This window comes from Streptomyces sp. NPDC048507 (assembly GCF_043199995.1).
GTDB lineage: Bacteria > Actinomycetota > Actinomycetes > Streptomycetales > Streptomycetaceae > Streptomyces.
The window spans coordinates 262,280-277,921 of sequence record NZ_JBICWZ010000009.1; the positions used below are offsets into that span (position 1 = coordinate 262,280).

Consider the following 15,642-nt stretch of genomic DNA (forward strand, 5'->3'; position numbering starts at 1 on the left):
TCCGAGGTCAGAGCGCCGCGTTCGCGCGCAACCGGCACGAATACCATGTCAGCGGGACCGGTAACCACCTTGTCGGCAATAGCCGGGACAGCTAGCCGAAACACCGCGTGAACACAGGTCGTATAAACTCCGCAAACGAGGCAGAGAGTTGGCGCGCGGCCATTGCCCCTCAGCCCACCTCTGACCCCAGAATGCGACAGCGCCGTCCGCACCTTCCCCCGCACCACAGGTCTCCCAGTCGAGAGGCGACCCACCATGCCGCTGCATGTCCCCCCGGCCCCCGCGCCCGCCCTGCGCAGCGTCCTCGCGGCACTCGGTTCTCCCGCCGCCGTCCACGAGGCGCACACTCCGTCCCTGCGCGCGATCCAGGGACCCCTCACCGCCGAACTCCCGCTCCCGGTGCACGTGCTCGACCGGCTGAACATGTCGGGCCTCGCCGCCGGCGGGCGCCCGCCCCGCACCCGGCTGACCGGGTGGCGGTTCCTGATCCGCAGCGGCGACCGCTTCGTCGCGGCGGCCGACACCCGGCTGACCCCGGACGGCTGGGCCTTCTCCCATTTCTTCGAGGGCCCCTACGTAGCCGCCACCGAACGCGCCCTGCGCCAGGCCGAGTCGCTCGGCAAGGGCTACCAGCCCCGGCTGCTGTCGGTGCCGGAGCTGTACATGCTGACCCTGTGGCTGCACGGAGCGGTCGGCGCCGACGCCTCCGCCGGGCTGCCCGCCGCCGCCGACCTGCTGGTCCCGCTGGCACCCGCCCCGCCGGGGATCGCCCCGTACCGGCCGCACACCGTTTCGGAACTGCTGCCCGTGCTGACCCACCGGCTGACCCCGCCCGCCCCACCCGTACCGCCCTCGCTGGCCGCGCCGGCGGCCTGAGGCCGTCCTGCGGTGGCCCGTCCGGCTTGATCCGGGTGGCCCATACGGCCTAGCCCGGATGGGCCACCCGCGAACCATCCGAAATGACAGGGGAGTTGGCCTGAACCGCCCGCACGGGTGATGCGTCCTCAATCCATGAGGACAGCTGCCGGGAAATACCTGCGAAGCAGCCGTCGTGGGGGAACACTGAGGACATCCTCCCCGCAGGCGCGGGGACGACACAGGGGGACGGCCATGAATCACGCATCGAGCCGTAGCGAACAGACCACACCGCAGCGAAAGAACGCATCCATGTGCCAGCACCAGCCTGCCTGCCCGTCATCAGAGTCCGCAGACCGGGAGGCCGCCCGCCCGGTGGCCAACCACCCGGAACAGGGCTGGAGCCTGCTGTGCAACGGCGTCCTGCTCTTCGAGGACACCGGTGAACTGCTGCCCGACGGCAAGATCATCGCCCCGCACCGCCCGCTCGCGGCGGCCTAGGAGACCTCGTACGGAGAGTACGGCGCACGGCGCACGGACCTACGGACGTACGGACGCACGCCGAAGGGGCCGGCCCCGGAGCATGAGCTCCGCGGGCCGGCCCCTTCGGTCCGTCACGTCACGGGACTAGTTGTCGTACTCGTCCAGCGGCGGGCAGGAGCAGACCAGGTTGCGGTCGCCGAAGGCGCCGTCGATCCGGCGGACCGGCGGCCAGTACTTCTCGGCGGGCGTGACGCCGGCCGGGAAGACGGCCTCGTCCCGGCTGTACGGGTGGTTCCACTCGCCGCCGAGGGCCGCCGCGGTGTGCGGGGCGTTGGCCAGCGGGTTGTCCTCCAGCGGCCACTCACCGCCCGCGACCCGCTCGATCTCGGCACGGATGGCGATCATCGCGTCGCAGAAGCGGTCGATCTCGGCGAGGTCCTCGGACTCCGTCGGCTCGATCATCAGCGTGCCGGCCACCGGGAAGGACATGGTCGGGGCGTGGAAGCCGTAGTCGATCAGACGCTTCGCGATGTCGTCGACGCTCACGCCCGTGGCCTTCGACAGCGGACGCAGGTCGATGATGCACTCGTGCGCGACCAGGTTGCCCGGGCCGGTGTAGAGCACCGGGTAGTGCGGCTCCAGGCGCTTGGCGATGTAGTTGGCGCCGAGCACCGCCACCTGGGTGGCGCGCTTGAGGCCCTCGCCGCCCATCAGGCGCACGTACGACCAGGAGATCGGCAGGATGCCGGCGCTGCCCCAGGGAGCGGCCGAGATCGGACCGACGCCCGTCTCCGGGCCGGCGGTCGGCTGGAGCGGGTGGTTCGGCAGGAAGGGGGCGAGGTGCGCCCGGACACCGACCGGGCCGACGCCCGGGCCGCCGCCGCCGTGCGGGATGCAGAAGGTCTTGTGCAGGTTCAGGTGCGAGACGTCGCCGCCGAAGTGACCCGGCTTGGCGAGGCCCACCAGGGCGTTCAGGTTGGCGCCGTCGACGTACACCTGGCCGCCGGCCTCGTGCACCTGGGCGCAGATGTCGGCGACGTGCTCCTCGAACACACCGTGCGTGGACGGGTAGGTGATCATCAGCACGGCGAGCTCGTCGCGGTACTGCTCGATCTTGGCGCGCAGGTCGTCCGCGTCCACCTCGCCGTCGTCGGCCGTCTTGACGACGACGACCTTCATGCCGGCCATCACGGCACTGGCCGCGTTGGTTCCGTGCGCGGAGGAGGGGATCAGGCAGATGGTGCGCTGCTCGTCGCCGTTCGACCGGTGGTAGGCGCGCACGGCCAGCAGGCCGGCGAGCTCGCCCTGGGAGCCGGCGTTCGGCTGGATCGAGACCTTGTCGTAGCCGGTGACCTCGCAGAGACGTTCCTCCAGCTCGGTGATGAGCGTGAGGTAGCCGCCCGCCTGCTCGACCGGGGCGAACGGGTGCAGCTGGCCGAACTCGGGCCAGGTCACCGGCTCCATCTCGGTGGTCGCGTTGAGCTTCATGGTGCAGGAGCCCAGCGGGATCATGCCGCGGTCCAGCGCGTAGTCCTTGTCCGAGAGCTTGCGCAGGTAGCGCAGCATCGCGGTCTCGGAGCGGTGCTGGTGGAAGACCGGGTGGGTCAGGTACGCGTCCGAGCGCAGCAGCTCCTCGGGCAGCGTGTCCGGGGTGGCCCCGTCCAGGGCCTCGATGTCGGCGCTGACGCCGAAGGCGGCCCAGACGGCGTCGAGGTCGGCGCGCAGGGTGGTCTCGTCACAGGCGACCGAGACGTGGTCGGCGTCGGCCCGGAAGAGGTTGACCCCGCCCTCGCGGGCCGCGGCGACGACCTCGGCGGCCTTGCCCGGCACCCGGGCGGTGACCGTGTCGAAGAAGGAGCCGTGCACCAGCTCGACCCCGCCGGCCGCGAGGCCGGCGGCGAGCAGGGTGGCGTAGCGGTGGGTGCGGCGGGCGATCGTGCGCAGGCCGTCCGGACCGTGGTAGACGGCGTACATCCCGGCCATGACGGCGAGCAGCACCTGGGCGGTACAGATGTTGCTGGTGGCCTTCTCGCGGCGGATGTGCTGCTCGCGGGTCTGCAGGGCCAGGCGGTAGGCCTTGTTCCCGTCCGCGTCGACGGAGACGCCGACGAGGCGGCCGGGCAGCGAGCGGGCGTGCTTCTGCTGGACGGCCATGTAACCGGCGTGCGGCCCGCCGAAGCCCATCGGGACGCCGAAGCGCTGGGTGGTGCCGACCGCGATGTCGGCGCCGAGCTCGCCCGGGGAGGTCAGCAGGGTCAGGGCGAGCAGGTCGGCCGAGACGGTGACGACGGCACCGAGCTCGTGGGCCTGGTCGATGACCGGCTTGATCGCGCGCACGGCGCCGGAGGCACCGGGGTACTGGAGGAGCACGCCGAAGACGCCGCGCTCGGCGATCCCGTCCGGGATGCCCCCGGACAGGTCGGCGACGACGACCTCGATCCCGATGGGCTCGGCACGGGTCTCGATCACGGCGATGGTCTGCGGCAGCGCGTCGGCGTCGATCAGGAAGACACCGCCCTTGACCTTGCCCACGCGCCGGGCCAGGGACATGGCCTCGGCGGCGGCGGTGCCCTCGTCGAGCAGGGAGGCGCCGGAGGTCGGCAGCCCGGTCAGCTCGGCGACGACGGTCTGGAAGTTCAGCAGCGCCTCCAGGCGGCCCTGCGAGATCTCCGGCTGGTACGGGGTGTACGCCGTGTACCAGGCCGGGTTCTCCATGACGTTGCGCAGGATCACCGGGGGCGTGAAGGTGCCGTAGTAGCCGAGGCCGATCATCGACGACAGCACCTGGTTGCGGTCCGCGAGCGAGCGCAGCTCGGCCAGCACCTCGGCCTCCGTGCGCGCGTCGGGCAGGTCCAGCGCGTCGGCGGTCTTGATCACATCCGGCACCGCGGCCGCGGTGAGCTCGTCCAGGGAGCCGTAGCCCACGTGGGCGAGCATCTTGGCCTGCGCCTCGGCGTCCGGGCCGATGTGGCGCTGCTCGAAGGGGATGCCTCGCTCCAGCTGGGAGAGCGGAATGCGGTTGGCGGTCATGACGGAGGCCTCCTGGTCGTATGACCTGCGAGGGGCACCACGGCGCGGGCACCCGGACGGCCTCCCCCTCTGTCATCTCAACCTGAGAGCTTCACCGGGCCGCACGGGGATCGCCCCTGCGGTCCGGCTTTCACCGTCGGTGAGGAGAGGGACCGGTACTGCGTGCCCGGTTCCCGCCCCTGCTTTCCAGAGTGGCCTCACCACGTGCGGTACGTATGCCTGAGAGATTCCGGGGAGGATTTGCTCCTTCGGCGCCTCCGTCACGCTCACTCGGAGGACTCTCCCGCACAGGGTCGACAGCCATCACCCAGCCTACCAGCGAGGATCTCGCGACTCCCTCGAGTGGCCCCCTCTCCCAATATGCACTTCTGTAGTGATTACGGATGAGTTGTACCACTGCGACCGTACGGAGGGACCGTGCAGACCGACATCGATCCGCGCAGCCTGATCGGCCGCAAGGCGTTCGACCGCAACGGGGCCAAGATCGGCACCGTGGACGAGGTCTACCTCGACGACGCCACGGGCGTACCGGAATGGGCCGCCGTCCGCACGGGCCTCTTCGGCCGGGACGCCTTCGTCCCGCTGGAGCCCAGCGAGGTGGTGGGCGACACCCTGCGGGTGCCCTTCGAACGCTCCCTGATCAAGGACGCCCCCGACTTCGGGGTCGGCCGCCACCTCTCCCCCGAACAGGAGCTGCAGCTCTACCACCACTACGGCCTGGACGTGACCCTGCCGGGCAGCTTCCACCACCCCCCGCCCGAGAGCCGGTCCTAGGACTCCGCGCCGTCCCCGTCCGCGGGCCGCCACCCCACCAGGGGAAGCGGATCGGAAGCCTCCAGTTCGAGGTCGTCCAGCCGGAAGGTGCGCACGCGCCCGGGCGGCGATCCCGGCCGCTCGAACCGTACGGTGACCCGCCCCACCCCGCTGCCCTGCACCCAGCCGGGCCCGTACACCGCGTGCCGTACGTCGCTCCCCGCGGCCCAGTGCCGTACGGGAGCGGCCTGCGGCTCCGGCTCCCCCGGCGCCGCGGGCGCCGCCCCGGAACCGGCACCCTCATCACCCCCGACGACATCCGCCTCACCGGCCCCGGCCGCCCCGTCCGGCGCAACGCCCTCCGCCTCCGGCTCCGCGTCCTCCCCCTCACCCCCGGCCTCGCCGAGCGCGTCGGCTCCGGCGCCGAGCGCCTGGGCGAACAGGTCCTCCTGCGTGTAGTCCGCGAGCCCCGTCACACCGACCCCCAGCAGCCGCACGCCGCCGGTGGTGTCCACGCCCTCCAGCAGCCGCGCCGCGGCCTCCCGGACCACCGAGGCGTCATCCGTGGGCCCGCGCAGGGTCTCGGAGCGGGTCAGCGTGGAGAAGTCGTACCGCCGCACCTTCAGGACGATGGTCCGCCCCGAGTGCCCGGAGGCGCGCAGCCGCCCCACGCAGCGGTCGGCGAGCCGCTGCACCTCGGAGCGGATCCGCACCCGGTCGTGCAGGTCCACGTCGAAGGTGTCCTCCACGGACACCGATTTCGCGTCCCGCTCCGCGACCACCGGCCGGTCGTCCAGCCCGAGCGCCATCCGGTACAGCCCGACCCCGTGGGCCCGCCCCACCATCCGGACCAGCTCGTCCTCCCCCGCCCGCGCCAACTCCCCGACGGTGGTGATCCCCGCCCGCCTCAGGTGCTCCCCGGTGGCCGGCCCCACCCCGGGCAGCGTCCGCACCGACATGGGCGCGAGCAGCTCCCGCTCGGTCCCCGGTTCGATCAGCAGCAGCCCGTCCGGCTTGGCCTCCTCCGAGGCGACCTTGGCCAGCATCTTCGAGCCGGCCAGCCCCACCGATCCGCTGAGCCCCGTCGCGGCCGTGATGTCGGCCCGCAGCCGCTCCCCGGCCGCGCGGGCGCCCGCCGAGTCGAAGGCGGTGCCGCCCGCCTCCAGGTCCACGAAGGCCTCGTCCAGGCTGAGCGGCTCCACCAGCGGCGACAGCTCGCGCAGCAGGCCCATGACCGTCTCGCTGACCTCGCGGTAGAGGCTGAAGCGGGGGATCAGGTAGGCGCCGTTCGGGCAGAGCCGGCGCGCCTGGGCGGTCGGCATCGCCGAGTGCACCCCGAAGCGCCTGGCCTCGTAGGAGGCGGTGGCCACCACACCGCGCGGTCCGAGGCCGCCGACGATGACGGCCTTGCCCCGCAGACTGGGCTTCGACCCCTGCTCGACCGAGGCGTAGAAGGCGTCCATGTCCAGGTGCATGATGGTCGGGGCGGCTCTCACCGCACCGATGCTGCCCTATGCCACTGACATCGCGGTGACGGCGGCCTCCGCGCCGCTCAGACGGCGCGGTTGCGGCGCGCGGCCAGCTCGTCGGCGGGGTTGTGCCCCACCAGGGTCTCCCCGGTGTCCACCCGTTCCCCGTGCAGCTGCGACAGGGCGTTCTCGACGTCCCGCCACACCACGCCCACGGCGATCCCGAAGACGCCCTGGCCGCCCTCCAGCAGGCTCACCACCTGGTCCGGGGAGGTGCACTCGTACACGGTCGCGCCGTCGCTCATCAGGGTCATCCGGCCCAGGTCCGAGAAGTCCCGGTCACGCAGGTGCTGCACGGCGGTGCGGATGTTCTGCAGCGCCACCCCGGTGTCCAGGAAGCGCTTGACGATCTTGAGGACGACCACGTCCCGGAAGCTGTAGAGACGCTGCGTGCCGGACCCGTAGGCGGGCCGCACGCTGGGCTCCACGAGCCCGGTCCGCGCCCAGTAGTCCAGTTGCCGGTACGTGATCCCGGCGGCGGCGCACGCCGTCGGTCCCCGGTAGCCGACCTGCGCGGGCGCCGGGGCGTCGTTCACCGGTCCGACCGGCGTCGACGCCGGCTGACGGTGCGCGGAACCCGCCGCACCGCCGTGCAGCGGGTACGGCCCACCATCACTCCGTGCGGGGGTGCCCCCGGTCGTACCGTCGCCCGTGATCCTCACGCCGACCCTCCGTCCTTGACCTGCCACCTCGAAGGTAGGCAGTGACCAGGGGTGCGTCAACGATCGCCACACTCGGCACGCCGAGTGATAATCACCCTGAGAGTGGTTTCGCGTACCCCATTGCGGGGAAAGGCTACTCGAATGGGCTGAAAGTTCCCGGTGGGCAACGCGGCCCGCGTTTCGCGGCGTCCGCGCCCGCCTCCACCCCCGCCCTCACTGCGGGCCGGTGCCGAAGTCCTCGGGCGAGATCTGGTCGAGGAACTCGCGGAACTTCTCCACCTCGTCCTCCTGCTCGTCGGGAATGGCGATGCCGGCGTCGTCGAGCACGCCGTCACTGCCGTAGATCGGCGTCCCCGTCCGCAGGGCCAGCGCTATGGCGTCCGACGGCCTCGCGCTCACCTCGACCCCACTGGCGAAGACAAGCTCCGCGTAGAAGACGCCCTCCCGCAGATCCGTGATCCGGACCTCGGTGAGCTCCTCACCGACCGCTTCCAGCACGTCCTTGAACAGGTCGTGCGTCAGCGGCCGGGCAGGGGCCATCCCCTGCTGCGCGAAGGCAATGGCCGTCGCCTCCCCAGGACCGATCCAGATGGGGAGGTACCGGTCGCCTCCCACTTCACGCAGGAGCACGATCGGTTGGTTGGAGGGCATTTCCACCCGGACACCCACAACGTCGAGCTCGTTCACACAGCAACCCTAGGACCTGCCCGGCCGGTTTGGGTAGTCGGGGCCCCCCGACTGCCGGTCCGGTCAGTGCTGACGGGCACCGAGAGCGGTCTGTACGAGCGCCTCGTGGAGCCGTACGGACAGTCCCACGAGCTCCCGCATCGTGGCCTCGGCGTGCGCCCGGGTCTGCGGGTTGCGGTGGCGGCGCAAGGGTGCAACGAGCTGTTCCATCAGCCCGGCCTCCCGGTCCGCGGCGGCCTTCATGGCTCGCAGGTGGCGCGGTTCCAGCCCGAACCGGCCGAGATCCGCGATCAGGCGGGCCACGGTGACGGTTTCGGCGTCGAACCCGCCGTCCGGCAGCTCGGAGATGAGGCCGTACGACTCCCACTCGACGAGCTGGACCTCGTCCACTTCGGCGGCGGCGAGCAGCTCGGCGCGGCCGACGCGGGCCACGGTGGGCCGCTCCCGACCGACCTCCCCGTACAGGGCCGCGGGACCGGACGGATCCATCGACTCCCCGTGCGCGGCGGGCCCGGGGATGCGGATCTGCTCGCCCCGCTCCAGGGCGTCCAGCTGCTCCCTGATGACCTTGAGCGGCAGGTAGTGGTCCCGCTGGAGCCGAAGGATCCGGCCCAGCCGTTCCACGTCGCCCGTGCTGAACTTGCGGTATCCGGAAGGCGTGCGCACGGGCTCGACGAGCCCCTCCGCCTCCAGGAAGCGGATCTTCGAGATGGTGACGTCGGGGAACTCGTCGCGCAGCGTGGTGAGCACCGTGCCGATGCTCACCAGCCGCCCGCCGGTCCCGGCGGTGCCGTTCTTCGGGGCACCGCCGGTCGGGGTACGCAGCATGGGACCTTCCCTCGGGTTCTCCCGGACGGGTCCGGGAGAGGGTCAGACGCCCCGCAGGCTCGCGTAGAAGACCAGCCGGTACTTGCCGATCTGCACCTCGTCGCCGTTGTGCAGGGCGACCGAGTCGATCGGCTCACGGTTCACGTACGTGCCGTTGAGACTGCCCACGTCGGAGACGGTGAAGCCACCGTCCTGGCCCCGGCGGAAGTCGACATGGCGCCGGGAGACGGTGACGTCGTCCAGGAAGATGTCGCTCTGCGGGTGCCGGCCCGCCGTGGTCAGTTCGCCGTCCAGCAGGAAGCGGCTGCCGGAGTTCGGGCCGCGCCGCACGATCAGCAGGGCGGAACCGGGCGGCAGTGCCTCCACCGCGGCCTGGGCCTCGGGGGACAGTGAGGACGACACGTGCGCTTGTCCGGACACCTCGGCCTCGTAGGCCTCAAGGCCCGAGATCGAGATGGTGGACGTGGTCTCCGAAGCACGCTCCGGCGTCAGACCCGCCCGCAGCGGCGCCCCGCAGTTGGAGCAGAAGCGGCTCGCCGCATCGCTGCGGTGGCCACACCTGCTGCAGACCTGCTCGGCCGACATGGACGGCTCCTCGCGCCGCGGGTGCCCCGCGGAGGCGTTGGTGGCATACGGGTCGGGCGCAAACCCTCCACCCGTACTTGAGGTTGATGGTTCACCGAAACCTATGCGTCCGGAACCGGCAGGGTCAACAGCCGACGCGCCCTGCGCGCCCGAAATGTCTCCCGAACCGGCCACCTCGTCACGGAAGAGCGGCCGGTCGCCCTGCCCTTCCACGTCGCCGTGCCCCGCACGGTGCCGAGCCGAACCGCTTTCCTCGCGGTTCTTCTTGCCGAACAACTTCTCAAACAACTTCACGGGCGATTCCCCTTGACCGAAACAGACCCGCCCGTGGGGCAGGACGAACTCTGCATGCACACACCTGCCGACCCGGACATTCTGACAACGTCCGTAACCACCAGACAGTTTCCACCACGCACGGCGACTTCCGTGCGTCGACCCCCCGCAGGCATCCGCCCACGTGAGCCCGTCCACATTCCGCTCCGCGTCATGACGATGACGACCGAGCGTAGTCAGGCTGCTTCGCAGCCCGCAAGGCATCCACGATGATCTTCGCCGACCGTGTGACGGCGACCGTGGCCTGTTCCTTCTCCATGGTCTGCACGACACCGCCCGGGATGTTGAGCGCCGGCTCCAGATCCTGCGGTTTGCCGATCACCCTGAATTCATAGGGTTGTGTGATCTTCTTACCGTCGATCGAGACCCCTCCTCCCTCGTCCGAGAAGTACGAGCCCGCCACGACGCGCACGCCGTTGATCTGGATCGCCTCGGCCCCGGCCGCCCTCAGCTCCTGCAACGTGTCCAGCAGCTGGTCCGAGCGCACCTGACCCTTGGTGTCGGTGATCCGCAACGTGATCCCCGGCCCCTGGGCAGCCACGGTACCGGCCAGGATGCCCAGTTGGCGCTCCTTCTCCACCGTCTGGCGACGCGCCTCCTCCGCCTGGTTCGAGCTGCTCTCCAGCTCCTTGCGCTGGTCCTCCAGCTTCTGCTTCTCGTCCTCCAGCCGTTTGGTCCGCCCGTCCAGCTCGTCGAGGATCCGTACGAGGTCCTCCTGACGGGCGCCGCGCAGCGGCGCACTGGAGTCGCTATTGGACCGTACCTGGATGGCGAGCCCGAGGCCCAGTACGAACAGGAGCAGCGCGACGATCAGTTGGGCCCGGCTGACGCGGGGCGGCCACAGTCCGGCCGCCAGCCGCTGGCGCCCGGTCTCCTCGGGCCGCGCCTCGTCCTTCGGCGGACGCTCCGGGACGTTCGGCTCCTGCGGCGGGGTGTTGTCCGTGCTCATCGGCCTCACGCCCGGAAGACGTGCCGGCGGATGGCCGCGGCGTTGGAGAAGATCCGGATGCCGAGGACGACGACCACACCCGTCGACAGCTGCGAGCCGACGCCCAGCTTGTCACCGAGGAAGACGATCAGGGCGGCCACGACCACGTTCGACAGGAACGACACCACGAAGACCTTGTCGACGAAGATGCCGTCCAGCATCGCGCGCAGACCGCCGAACACCGCGTCCAGCGCGGCCACCACGGCGATCGGCAGATAAGGCTCCACCACGGCCGGCACCTCGGGGCGGACCAGCAGTCCGACCACCACTCCGGCCACGAGGCCCAGTACCGCGATCACGATGCACCCTTCTTCTGCTCTGCTGCTGTAGCTGTGTGGACGGTCAGGCTCGACGCGGCCGGCAGCTTCACCTGGTCCACGGCGGACAAGGTGTAGCGGATCCCGTAGCTCTCCTGGAGGACGTGCAGGTACTGGCCGTCCACGGAGTCCTGGAAGGCGGTGCCGAGCCGTTTCTTGTCCCCGACCGCGAGGACCTCGTAGGGCGGCACCAGGGGCCGGTTGTCGACCAGTATCGCGTCACCGGCGGCCCTGATCGCCGACAGCGCCGTGAGCCGCTGTCCGTTGATCGAGACGGCCTCCGCTCCCGCCTGCCACAGACCGTTGACGATCCGCTGCATGTCCCGGTCGCGGACCCGCCCGGTGTCCGAGAACCCGGCGCTCTCGCGCGGGCCTCCGCCACCTCCCGGCGAAGATCCCTTCGCGTCGTCCACCACCAGCTTGACGCCCGGACCACGCACTTCGGTTGCACCCGACAGCAGTGCGAGCAGCCGCGCCCGGTCCCCGCCGGACTGATCGAGCACCTCGCCCTGGCGGTCCGAGACCTCGTTCCGCAGCCGCTCCACGTCCCGCTCCAGCCCGTTCGCCCGGCTGTCGGCCCGCTCGACCCGGTCGATCAGCTCCTGGCGCTCCTTGGCCAGCACCGGCGCCGCCACCCGCGCCTGGGCCGCACCGAGGGTGACGACCATCGCGGCGAGCACCAGCCCGGCGGCGAGCGCCAGCTTGGCCTTGAGGGTACGGGGCAGGCCCGCCGTACCGTCCGCCCGGCGGCGGGCCGACGCCTCCGCATAGCCCTCGTCGAGACTGTGGTCCATCACGTGCGTCAGCAGCGACATGGAAGCGTCCGGGCGCGCGGGCGGCGTGGCCGAACTCCGGTTGTTGGGCGGCTGCGACATGCCGCACATCGTCGCATGTCGCCCCCGCCCGTACCCAATGCGCTCGTCGGCGGGCCGGGCCGGGTGACTCCCCGTGCCCGGCCCGCCCGCCTCCGGTGCCCGCCCGCCCGCGTACGGGCGCGGGCCCCGGTCAGTGCTCGCCGGCGCCGTCCACCACCGCGGCCCACTCGTCCAGCAGGGCCTGCGCGGACGCGTCGTCGGGGCCCTCGGCCCACAGGTGGGTGACCGCCTCCGCCGGGTCCGGCAGGACCAGCGCCCACCGCCCGTCGGTCTCGACCACGCGCACCCCGTCCGTGGTGTCCACCTGCCGGTCCCCGGCCGCCTCCACGACCCGCCGCATGACGAGCCCCTTCGCCGCCCACGGGGTCGGCACGTCCCGCTTCTGCACGTGCGCCCGCGGGATCCGCGCGTCGATCTGGCTCAGCGTGAGCTGGGTGCGCGCCACCAGGCCGATCAGCTGGACGAAAGCCGCCGACCCGTCGAAGACGCTGCCGAACTCCGGAACGATGAACCCGCCCCGGCCGTCCCCGCCGAAGATCGTGGTCTCCTCCCGTCCGACCCTGGTCAGGTCGTCGGGCGAGGTCGTCGTCCACTCCACCTGCGTGCCGTGGTACGCCGCCACCTGTTCGGCGACGCGCGTGGTGGTCACCGGCAGCGCCACCTTGCCGCTGCGCTTCTCCGCGGCCACCAGGTCGAGGAGCACCAGCAGCGCCCGGTCGTCCTCGATGATCCGCCCGCGCTCGTCGACCAGGGAGATCCGCTCGCCGACCGGGTCGAAGCGCACGCCGAAGGCCGCCCGCGCCGAGGCCACGATCTCGCCGAGCCGCACCAGGCCGGCCCGCCGGGAGTCCCGGGTCTCGGTCGGCCTGGACTCGTCCAGGCCGGGGTTGATCGTCAGCGCGTCCACCCCGAGCCGGCCCAGCAGGCTGGGCAGAACAAGACCCGCACTGCCGTTCGAGGCATCCACGACGACCTTGAGGCCGGAATCGGCGATGCCCGTGGTGTCCACCCGCCGCAGCAGCGAACCCGTGTACGAGTCGAAGATGCTGGACGGGAACTGCAGGTCGCCGATCTCGCCGGGGAACGCACGCCGGTACTCCTGGCGCGCGTAGACCCGGTCCAGCTTGCGCTGCTGCGCCTGCGAGAGGTCCGCTCCCCGCTCGTCGAGGAACATGATGTCCACCGAGTCGGGCACTCCGGGAGAGGTCCTGATCATGATGCCGCCGGCGGCCCCGCGGGCCGTCTGCTGGCGCGCGACCGGCAGCGGTACGTTCTCCAGGTCCCTGACGTCGATGGCGCTGGCCTGGAGGGCGGAGATGACCGCACGCTTGAGGGCTCTCGCGCCGCGGGAGTGGTCACGGGCGGTGGTGACGATCGCACCCTTCTTCAGGGTCGTCGCGTAGGCGCCCGCGAGCTTGACGACCAGCTCGGGGGTGATCTCCACGTTCAGGATCCCGGAGACGCCGCGCGCACCGAAGAGGTGGGCCTGCCCGCGCGACTCCCAGATCACCGAGGTGTTGACGAAGGCGCCGGCCTCGATGGTCTTGAAGGGGTAGACCCGTACGTTGCCCTGGACGATCGATTCCTCGCCCACCAGGCACTCGTCACCGATGACGGCCCCGTCCTCGATCCGGGCCGCCCGCATGATGTCGGTGTTCTTCCCGATCACGCAGCCGCGCAGATTGCTGTGGGGCCCGATGTACACGTTGTCGTGCACGACCGCCTTGTGCAGGAAGGCGCCGCTCTTGACGACGACGTTCGACCCGATGACGGTGTGCTCGCGGACCTCCACCCCGGCCTCGACCTTGGCGTAGTCCCCGACGTACAGGGGGCCGCGCAGGACGGCGTCGGGGCTCACCTCGGCCCCTTCGGCGATCCACACGCCGGGCGAGATCTCGAAGCCGTCCATGTCGACCTGGACCTTGCCCTCGAGCACGTCGGCCTGTGCCTTGACGTAGCTCTCGTGGGTGCCCACGTCCTCCCAGTAGCCCTCGGCCACGTAGCCGTAGATCGGCCGGCCTTCCTTCATCAGCTGGGGGAAGACGTCTCCGGACCAGTCGACGGACACGTCGGCGTCGACGTAGTCGAAGATCTCCGGCTCCATCACGTAGATGCCGGTGTTGATGGTGTCCGAGAACACCTGGCCCCACGTCGGCTTCTCGAGGAAGCGCTCGACCTTCCCTTCCTCATCCACGATCGTGATGCCGAATTCCAGCGGATTGGGCACCCGGGTCAGGCACACCGTGACCAGTGCGCCTTTCTCCTTGTGGAAATTGATGAGATCGGTGAGGTCGAAGTCCGTCAGCGCGTCGCCGGAGATGACGAGGAAGGTGTCGTCCTTCAAGGCCTCCTCGGCGTTCTTCACGCTGCCGGCCGTACCGAGGGGCTTCTCCTCGTTGGCGTAGGTGAGCTCCATACCGAGCTCCTCGCCGTCACCGAAGTAATTCTTGACGAGCGAGGCCAGGAACTGAACGGTGACCACGGTCTCGCTGAGCCCATGGCGCTTGAGCAGCCTGAGCACGTGCTCCATGATCGGCCGGTTCGCCACCGGCAGGAGCGGCTTGGGCATGCTTGAGGTCATGGGGCGAAGCCGCGTACCTTCGCCACCGGCCATCACGACGGCCTTCATGTCGGAAGAGTCCTCCTAGAGAGATGACGGTCTGGCCGACCTCACCCGTCCCGGACGGTGACTCCGCTACTCCTCCGCGTCAGTACCGGCGCCGAGCGAGCTCAATCGGCCGTGGCGTCCGCCTTCACGAGACGGCGGACTTGCACCACGTATAGGATTCCTGCCCACCAATAGAGCGTTGTACCCCAACCTGCGAACGCCCATCCGAAAACGGACGCCGCCCAGGCCAGCCAGCCGGTCCCGTCGCTCAGCAGTAGCAAGGGGAAGGCGTACATCAGATTGAAGGTCGCGGCCTTCCCGAGGAAGTTCACCTGGGGGGGCGGATAGCCGTGTCGGCGCAGGATCCACACCATGACCAGCAACATTGCCTCGCGGGCGAGCAGCAACCCGGTGAGCCACAGGGGCAGGATCTCGCGCCAGGTGAGGCCGAACAGCGTGGTCAGGACGTAGAGCCGGTCCGCGGCGGGATCCAGCAGCCGCCCCAGGTTGCTGATCTGATTCCAGCGCCGCGCGAGTTTCCCGTCGAGGTAGTCACTGATCCCGCTGAACATGAGGACGGCCAGCGCCCACCCGTCGTGACCCGCCAGGATCAGCCAGAGGAACAGGGGTACGCCGACGAGGCGAGCCATGCTCAGGATGTTCGGAATGGTGAAAATTCGGTCAGTCTGAACCCGAGTCTCCTGGACCTCCACCCGGGGGCCTCCACTGTGACGCTAGAAATGGTCGAATCGATGCCCCCTGACCCTACAGGAGTCCACGAGTGGCCCGGCCGGCCCCAGAACGCAGAAAAGCCCCGCACCAGTTACCTGGTGCGGGGCTTTCCCACAATGATTGTTCGGCGGCGTCCTACTCTCCCACAGGGTCCCCCCTGCAGTACCATCGGCGCTGAAAGGCTTAGCTTCCGGGTTCGGAATGTAAACCGGGCGTTTCCCTAACGCTATGACCACCGAAACACTATGAAGTTAACCAACCGGATATGGACACAGTTCGTTACTTCAGAACTAACACAGTGGACGCGAGCAACTGAGGACAAGCCCTCGGCCTATTAGTACCAGTCAGCTCCACCCGTTACCGGGCTTCCACATCTG

14 protein-coding genes, 1 rRNA gene and 1 riboswitch are annotated in these 15,642 nt (G+C 70.3%); of the genes, 3 read left to right on the forward strand and 12 right to left on the reverse strand.

Annotation, left to right across the window (positions count from 1 at the left end; translation table 11 throughout):
• Positions 1-255: 255 nt before the first annotated feature.
• Positions 256-876, forward strand: coding sequence for a hypothetical protein (locus tag ACGFXC_RS25260; RefSeq protein ID WP_393716355.1), 621 nt, complete (start codon positions 256-258; stop codon positions 874-876).
• A 291-nt stretch (positions 877-1,167) separates the two neighbouring features.
• Positions 1,168-1,356, forward strand: a complete 189-nt coding sequence (locus ACGFXC_RS25265; protein ID WP_042809437.1) for a DUF5999 family protein — start codon at positions 1,168-1,170, stop codon at positions 1,354-1,356.
• A gap of 126 nt (positions 1,357-1,482) precedes the next feature.
• On the opposite strand, the gene gcvP is transcribed toward ACGFXC_RS25265, so the two are convergent.
• Complete coding sequence (gcvP, locus tag ACGFXC_RS25270; RefSeq protein WP_393716357.1) at positions 1,483-4,368, reverse strand: aminomethyl-transferring glycine dehydrogenase; 2,886 nt, start codon at positions 4,366-4,368, stop codon at positions 1,483-1,485.
• 197 nt (positions 4,369-4,565) lie between these two features.
• Positions 4,566-4,664: riboswitch (glycine riboswitch) on the reverse strand.
• Between the two features lie 121 nt (positions 4,665-4,785).
• Between gcvP and ACGFXC_RS25275 the strand changes: the two genes are divergently transcribed.
• Positions 4,786-5,142, forward strand: coding sequence for a PRC-barrel domain-containing protein (locus tag ACGFXC_RS25275; protein WP_393716359.1), 357 nt, complete (start codon positions 4,786-4,788; stop codon positions 5,140-5,142).
• On the opposite strand, the gene ACGFXC_RS25280 is transcribed toward ACGFXC_RS25275, so the two are convergent.
• From ACGFXC_RS25280 to rrf, 11 genes are all read right to left on the reverse strand, one after another.
• A complete protein-coding gene (locus ACGFXC_RS25280) occupies positions 5,139-6,617 on the reverse strand; it encodes a DNA polymerase IV (RefSeq protein WP_393716361.1) in 1,479 nt (492 codons plus the stop codon). The genes ACGFXC_RS25275 and ACGFXC_RS25280 overlap by 4 nt on opposite strands.
• Before the next feature lie 56 nt (positions 6,618-6,673).
• Positions 6,674-7,312 carry a MerR family transcriptional regulator gene (locus ACGFXC_RS25285; protein WP_393716363.1) on the reverse strand — a complete coding sequence of 213 codons (639 nt, stop codon included), beginning with the start codon at positions 7,310-7,312 and terminating at the stop codon, positions 6,674-6,676.
• 213 nt (positions 7,313-7,525) lie between these two features.
• Positions 7,526-7,999 (reverse strand): bifunctional nuclease family protein, encoded by a 474-nt coding sequence (locus ACGFXC_RS25290; protein WP_007262890.1) that lies wholly within the window; start codon positions 7,997-7,999, stop codon positions 7,526-7,528.
• 63 nt (positions 8,000-8,062) lie between these two features.
• The gene (locus ACGFXC_RS25295; protein WP_393716365.1) at positions 8,063-8,827 is read right to left on the reverse strand and encodes a MerR family transcriptional regulator; all 765 of its coding nucleotides are present in this window, start codon (positions 8,825-8,827) and stop codon (positions 8,063-8,065) included.
• A gap of 42 nt (positions 8,828-8,869) precedes the next feature.
• The gene (locus ACGFXC_RS25300; protein ID WP_393716367.1) at positions 8,870-9,766 is read right to left on the reverse strand and encodes an FHA domain-containing protein; all 897 of its coding nucleotides are present in this window, start codon (positions 9,764-9,766) and stop codon (positions 8,870-8,872) included.
• 130 nt (positions 9,767-9,896) lie between these two features.
• Positions 9,897-10,694 carry a DUF881 domain-containing protein gene (locus ACGFXC_RS25305; RefSeq protein ID WP_393716368.1) on the reverse strand — a complete coding sequence of 266 codons (798 nt, stop codon included), beginning with the start codon at positions 10,692-10,694 and terminating at the stop codon, positions 9,897-9,899.
• Positions 10,695-10,699: 5 nt separating this feature from the next.
• Positions 10,700-11,032, reverse strand: coding sequence for a small basic family protein (locus ACGFXC_RS25310; protein WP_030158423.1), 333 nt, complete (start codon positions 11,030-11,032; stop codon positions 10,700-10,702).
• A complete protein-coding gene (locus tag ACGFXC_RS25315; RefSeq protein ID WP_393716370.1) occupies positions 11,029-11,934 on the reverse strand; it encodes a DUF881 domain-containing protein in 906 nt (301 codons plus the stop codon). Before ACGFXC_RS25315 ends, ACGFXC_RS25310 begins: the two co-directional genes overlap by 4 nt.
• A gap of 121 nt (positions 11,935-12,055) precedes the next feature.
• On the reverse strand, positions 12,056-14,554 hold the full coding sequence (locus tag ACGFXC_RS25320) for a sugar phosphate nucleotidyltransferase (protein ID WP_393716372.1): 2,499 nt from the start codon (positions 14,552-14,554) through the stop codon (positions 12,056-12,058).
• Between the two features lie 101 nt (positions 14,555-14,655).
• Positions 14,656-15,246: a CDP-alcohol phosphatidyltransferase family protein gene (locus ACGFXC_RS25325; protein ID WP_393716374.1), complete on the reverse strand. Its 591-nt coding sequence runs from the start codon at positions 15,244-15,246 to the stop codon at positions 14,656-14,658.
• 141 nt (positions 15,247-15,387) lie between these two features.
• Positions 15,388-15,505 (reverse strand): 5S ribosomal RNA (gene rrf / locus ACGFXC_RS25330).
• Positions 15,506-15,642 lie beyond the last annotated feature (137 nt).

Excerpts from the sequence above, each read along its gene's own strand:
- ACGFXC_RS25260 (WP_393716355.1), top strand. The coding sequence starts at position 256 with ATGCCGCTGCATGTCCCCCCGGCCCCCGCGCCCGCCCTGCGCAGCGTC.
- ACGFXC_RS25265 (WP_042809437.1), top strand. The coding sequence starts at position 1,168 with ATGTGCCAGCACCAGCCTGCCTGCCCGTCATCAGAGTCCGCAGACCGG.
- gcvP (WP_393716357.1), bottom strand. The coding sequence starts at position 4,368 with ATGACCGCCAACCGCATTCCGCTCTCCCAGCTGGAGCGAGGCATCCCC.
- ACGFXC_RS25295 (WP_393716365.1), bottom strand. The coding sequence starts at position 8,827 with ATGCTGCGTACCCCGACCGGCGGTGCCCCGAAGAACGGCACCGCCGGG.
- ACGFXC_RS25305 (WP_393716368.1), bottom strand. The coding sequence starts at position 10,694 with ATGAGCACGGACAACACCCCGCCGCAGGAGCCGAACGTCCCGGAGCGT.
- ACGFXC_RS25315 (WP_393716370.1), bottom strand. The coding sequence starts at position 11,934 with ATGTGCGGCATGTCGCAGCCGCCCAACAACCGGAGTTCGGCCACGCCG.
- ACGFXC_RS25320 (WP_393716372.1), bottom strand. The coding sequence starts at position 14,554 with ATGAAGGCCGTCGTGATGGCCGGTGGCGAAGGTACGCGGCTTCGCCCC.